Source organism: Methylobacterium sp. CCH7-A2, assembly GCF_001557075.1.
GTDB classification, from domain to species: domain Bacteria; phylum Pseudomonadota; class Alphaproteobacteria; order Rhizobiales; family Beijerinckiaceae; genus Allobosea; species Allobosea massiliensis.
The window spans coordinates 1-549 of sequence record NZ_LSKN01000309.1; the positions used below are offsets into that span (position 1 = coordinate 1).

Below are 549 nucleotides of genomic sequence, written 5' to 3' on the forward strand. Positions count from 1 at the left end.
TCGCGGCGACCTTCTGCGAGGCGCCGAGGATCTGCTCCAGCGCCTCGCCGGCCTGCCGCACCAGCTTCACGCCTTCGCCGACTTCGGTGTTCGAGGAGGAGATAAGCGCCGAGATGTCCTTCGCCGCGGCGCCCGAGCGCTGGGCGAGGGTCCGAACCTCCGAGGCCACGACGGCGAAGCCCTTGCCGGCATCGCCGGCGCGAGCGGCTTCGACCGCGGCATTCAGCGCCAGCAGATTGGTCTGGAAGGCGATGTCGTCGATCACGCGGATGATGTCCGAGATCTTCTGCGAGGCGCTCTCGATGCGCGCCATCGCGTCGACCGCCTGGCCGGCGATCGAGCCGCCGTTCTGCGCCGCCCCCATCGCCTCCGTCGCGATCGCGGCCGCCTGGCGCGAGGCCTGGGCGGTCGCCTTGACGGAGGCCGCCAGCTGCTCCGTCGTCGCCGCGGTCTCCTCCAGGCTCGAGGCCTGCTCCTCGGTGCGCTTGGACAGATCGTCGGCGCCCATGTTGATCTCGCGGGCGGCGAGCCCGACCTCCGAGGAGGTCA

General features: G+C 71.4%; 1 protein-coding gene. It reads right to left on the minus strand.

All coding sequences use genetic code 11. From position 1 onward, the window contains the following. Positions 1-549: methyl-accepting chemotaxis protein (locus tag AX750_RS24520; protein WP_245282513.1), on the minus strand; the 549-nt coding region annotated here is incomplete at both ends.